Source organism: Verrucomicrobiota bacterium, assembly GCA_016871535.1.
Lineage (GTDB): Bacteria > Verrucomicrobiota > Verrucomicrobiia > Limisphaerales > SIBE01 > VHCZ01.
Window position 1 is genome coordinate 1 of sequence record VHCZ01000364.1, and the last position, 4947, is coordinate 4947.

Sequence of the window (4947 nt, forward strand, 5' to 3'; positions counted from 1 at the left end):
CCGAAGGGCGGCAGTTCTTTTTCGCCAGACTTCGTTGCTTGCTCCTTACAGATCCACTTCGGGATATGCTCGTCGCTCGCGCCTCGTCTGGCCGAAAAATCCCTTGCCGCGAACGTGAGCGTATTTATGAAATGGACCACTAAGACACGCAATCACGATCCACAACCCAGATGAACCTTGTTCCAATTCGAGGCAGTTACGTCCCAGAATTGGACGCGGGGTGGCGCACACCTCCCGTGCCGAAAACATGCGCATCGTGCCGCCGGATTGCTGCTCGATCCTTCGCCTGGATCTGGCTGGCTTTCCTGTGCCCTGCTCTCGGCCAGGCTCCCCCTGCCAGAGAAATCACGAGCTTTCAGAGTTTCTACAATCTTCCTCGGGAAGAAGCCGCGAAGGGCCGTCCAATTCGACTCAAAGGCGTCGTGCTGTGCTACGACCAGGACTGGCGCCAATTGTACATCCACGACGGACGGGACGCGGGATACTTTGATCCGGGGCAATTCAAAACTCAACCGCAAGTGGGGCAGATGGTCGAAATCACCGGCGCAACGAGCGTGACTGAGAACAACTCCACCTTTGCTAATCCCAACCTGACTGTTCTGGGACGGGGAAAAGTCCCCGCAGCAAAGCGGCTCGAATTGCCTCAACTGGCCAGCGATTACGGCCAATGGATCGAAACCCGAGGGTGGGTGCGCGTGGCTGAGACCAGCCGAGGCCGCCTCGCTCTGGTCCTTCACAATCAAGGCCAGAGTTGCCTGGTGTATCTAATGGGCGAACCGAAGACGCAGGATTTCAAGCGACTCGTTGGCTCCAAAGTCCAGATCAGAGGCATTAACGCCAGCAAGGCCGTCAAGGGCCGGATTCAATCCGCGCAAATTATGGCGCCAGATTTTGCAGAGATCACGGTCGTTGAAAAAGGCGACCCAGGCGCGGAATCGCTGCCCGTCGTTCCAATTGGAAATTTGCTGAGTGAACCAGGCCGCTGGACGAACAATCGCGTTCACATCAACGGGCTGATCTCCAGTTATCGCGCCGGCCAGGACATGATTGTCAAAGATCCGACCGGAGCGATCCGCGCTCAGCTCGTCCAGGTCACTCCAGCGCAACCGGACGATCGCGTGGATGTTTGGGGATTTCCGAGCGTCTCGGGCGCGGACACAATTCTCCAGGACGCCTACTTCGAGGTCACTCTGCCACAGCTTGCAACTTCCGCTCGGCCTGTAACTCAAGGACCAGTTCCCGAAACCACCAACCTCCCGTCCCTGCTCACCCAGGTGTCGGAAATCCGCAAGTTGCGAAAGGCAGAAGCGGCGCGGCATATCCCCGTCCGGCTGCGCGGCGTCGTGACGTATGCGGATCCGCATTGGCGCAACAGTTTTATCCAGGACCAAAGCGGCGGCATCTACGTGGATTTGGCTCGAAAAGACATTCGGCCTGGGCACTGGGTGGAATTGACCGGGCACACGGGGCCTGGCGGATTTATGCCGGAGGTCCTGAACTCCAGTTTTCTGATTCTGGGAACCACAAACCTGCCCACCGCGGCCAAGGTCGATCTCCAAGACCTGGTCAACGGCCATCTCGATTCTTATTGGCTGGAAATGAAGGGCGTGGTTCGGCGGATGAACGACCAAGGCGACCACACGTCTTTGGAACTGATGAGCCGCAAAGGGAAGTTCAAAGCCCTGCTGCCCAATCCAGGCGGCCAACCCGTCCCGGCGCATCTCATCGACTCCGTAGTCACCGTCCAGGGCGCGTGTGGTTCGCAATTGAATGCTCAAGGTCAGTTGAGCGGCATCATCCTCCATGTCCCGAGCCTGGACCAAATAGCCATTCTCGAACAATCCCCCGCGGACCCGTTCGCTGTCGAGACCACGCCCATCAGTTCGGTGGCCACGTTCCACGTTCGACCCGGATCGCCTGGCGGGCCGGCGAATTAAAGTCCGCGGAATGATCACGTTGAGAATCCCCGGGCAAGGGTTTGTGCTCCAGGACGCGACCGGCGGCCTTCGCGTTCACACCGGGCAAACCAACGAGCCTACGGTGGGGGAACCGGTGGAGGTGATCGGTTTTCCCGCGATGGATGACTTCTCGCCCCGTTTGGAAGATGCCGCCTTCCGATCGGGGGGAGCGGGCGCGGCTCCAACTCCGAAAAAAGTCCTCGCGGAGCAGATTCTTCAGCAAGGAACGAACGATGCCTTGCTGGTGGACATGGAAGCTCGTCTCTTGCAATCCGCGCACCGCAAAGGAGTGAAGTTGGCCGCCTTCATCGAGTCAGATGTTCCCACCCGGTTGCGCGGCGATCCCGGACGCCTGCGGCAAGTGCTGATGAATCTCCTGGGCAACGCGGTCAAGTTTACCGAGCGCGGGGAAGTCTCGATTCATGTCCGCAAGCAACTGGAGACGGACACCGAAGCCATCGTCCGCTTCGACATCCAGGACACGGGGATCGGCATCCCCTCGGAAGCGCAGCGGCGTTTGTTTCAGCCTTTCATGCAAGCCGACGGATCGATGACCCGCAAATTCGGCGGGACCGGACTTGGGCTGGCGATATCGAAGGAACTGGTGGAAGCGATGAACGGCGCCATCGGAGTCGAGAGCGCGCTTGGCAAAGGCTCGACGTTTTGGTTCTCGGTGCGATTGGGCAAGCAGATTGGGCCGCTGAAAGCCTGCCGTCCGAATGCGGCGAGCGTGGCTGAGCTCCGTGTTTTGATCGTGGACGACAACGACACCAATCGCCGCATTCTCCAACGTCAGGTGGAATCCTGGGGCATGCGCCCGCTTGCCGCATCCGGCGCCGCTGAAGCTCTGGAAATTCTCCGCCGCCTGGCTGCGCAAGGCGATCCTTGCCCGATCGCCATCCTGGATATGCAGATGCCGGAGATCGACGGCCTGCAGTTGGCGCGAACCATTAAGGCGGATCCGGCTGTTTGTGCGGCGCGGTTGCTGATGTTGACCTCGGTGGGTTATCGGGACACCGAAGCGATACGCGCTTGCGGAATCGAAGTGCAACTCACGAAGCCGGTCAAGCGATCCAAGCTGTTCGACAGTCTGATCGACCTGATCAGTCCGGATGTCGCCAAAGCTTAGAGCGTGTCCGAAAATTCCGCGGGGTCCTGTTTTTGCGCCAAAGGCCGGATGGCGAGGCGCAACGAAGGAGAATATCCTCCCTGGATCTTCGACTGAGGAGCAACGAAGCCAGGCGGCCTTTGGCGCGAAAACCCTCCGGGCGGCGGGTCTTTTGTCCGTGGCCTGCGTTGGCTCGGTCCTTACAGCCCGCGTTGGGGATGCTCGGACCTCGCCGCCTTGGCCACAGCCAAAATCCCTCGCCGCAGGACCCCGCGCAATTTTCGGACACGCTCTCAGGACTCGCAGCCGGAAGTCGCCACTTCCCGCCCCCGAGCGATTCCGGAACCCGTCGCGCCCGATGTGGACCCGCGGTTCCGCATCCTCGTAGCCGAAGACAATGAAGTGAACCGGGACATCGCCGTTTACATGCTCCGCAAACTCGGATTCGCTTCCGACACGGTGTCCCAGGGCACAGAGGTTTTGCGCGCGCTGGAGCAGACTCGCTACGATCTCGTGTTGATGGATTGCCAGATGCCCGGCATCGATGGCTACGAAGCCGCGCGGGAAATTCGCCGCCGACCGGACCCGATTGGCCGCGTCCCGATCCTCGCGCTGACGGCTCATGCCTTGGACGGCGACCGCGACAAATGCCTGGCCGCAGGCATGGACGATTACCTGACCAAGCCGCTGAATCTGGACGATTTGCAGGCGGCCCTGGCGCGCTGGCTTCCCAACGGAGCCGCGCCCCGTCCGGCCGCTGCGAGCCACAGCGTCAAGGCGTCAGAGGGTGTCCGAAAAATGGGCAGCGCGGGCGGCTCGCCCGCCACGGTCAGCGACCCGCCGTCCGGAAGTGCGGAACGCCACCACTCGGAAGGGCCGTCATTATTGAGTCCAAGCGTCGCGGTCGTTCCGTCCGGCGAGTCGCCGGACGGCACAGGCGAGTGGCCTGTGCTACCCACGATCGAATTCTCCGAGAAGCACTCGGAACCCATCGATTCGCTGGAGTCGTTCGACCCCGCAGCCCTGGATCGACTTCGGAAACTGGCCCAGGCCACTGACGCATCTTTGCTCCCGCGAGTGTTGGGAGCTTTCGTCCGTGACGCGGCAAGGCATATCGATGCCCTGCGCAGGGCGGTTGAAGCCAGAGATCAGGCCGTTTTGCACCAAGAGACGCACACTCTGAAGGGCGCTTGCTCGAATATTGGCGCGCGCAAGATGGGAGATTTGTGCAGGAAATTGGGCGATTTGGACCTCCGCAGCCAGAGTGTAACCTGCCGAAGACTTTGGGCCGAACTGGCCACCGAGTTTACGCGCGTGGAACGCCGCATCAATGCGGAGTTGAAGCGCTCGGAGGTTGAAGGAAAGCCGCCAGGCACTGCTCGCAGCGCGTTATGAGAATCTTGATCGCGGAAGACGACACGACCTCGCGGCTGCTCCTCGAAGCCACGTTGCAGAAGCTCGGCCATGAAGTAGCCGCCGCTTCGAACGGCCAGGAAGCGTGGGAGGCTTTTCAGCGGGATTACTTCCCGGTGGTGATCTCCGACTGGATGATGCCGGAACTGGATGGCCCGACGCTCTGCCGGGCGATTCGGCGAGTCCACCGGGACAATTACACGATGATCTTGGTCCTGACCTCGCTGGGCGGCCGAACGAATTATCTGCAGGCGATGGACGCGGGCGCCGATGATTTTATCACGAAACCGATCGATGAAGATCAGCTCGCGGCGCGGCTCCGGGTGGCGGAGCGGATTCTGCGAGGGGGATGCGCAGCAAGGCCTCGCGGGTGTTGGGATCAGCCCGTTCGAGTTTGTCCGCGATCAGGTCGTGCAAGGTTCTCGGGTGGCTATTCATGGAGTACGACTGCGATTCGCGGGTTGGCTC

Annotated in this window: 4 protein-coding genes; all 4 read left to right on the forward strand. The window is 60.8% G+C overall.

All coding sequences use genetic code 11. The features are described 5' to 3' along the window. Window positions 1-236 precede the first annotated feature (236 nt). On the forward strand, window positions 237-1937 hold the full coding sequence (locus FJ398_26050) for a hypothetical protein (GenBank protein ID MBM3841350.1): 1701 nt from the start codon (window positions 237-239) through the stop codon (window positions 1935-1937). Window positions 1938-1947: 10 nt separating this feature from the next. Continuing rightward, complete coding sequence (locus FJ398_26055; GenBank protein ID MBM3841351.1) at window positions 1948-3087, forward strand: response regulator; 1140 nt, start codon at window positions 1948-1950, stop codon at window positions 3085-3087. 339 nt (window positions 3088-3426) lie between these two features. Then, window positions 3427-4461: a response regulator gene (locus FJ398_26060; protein MBM3841352.1), complete on the forward strand. Its 1035-nt coding sequence runs from the start codon at window positions 3427-3429 to the stop codon at window positions 4459-4461. Next, on the forward strand, window positions 4458-4947 hold a 490-nt coding region (locus FJ398_26065), incomplete at its 3' end, for a response regulator (protein MBM3841353.1). The genes FJ398_26060 and FJ398_26065, both read left to right, overlap by 4 nt.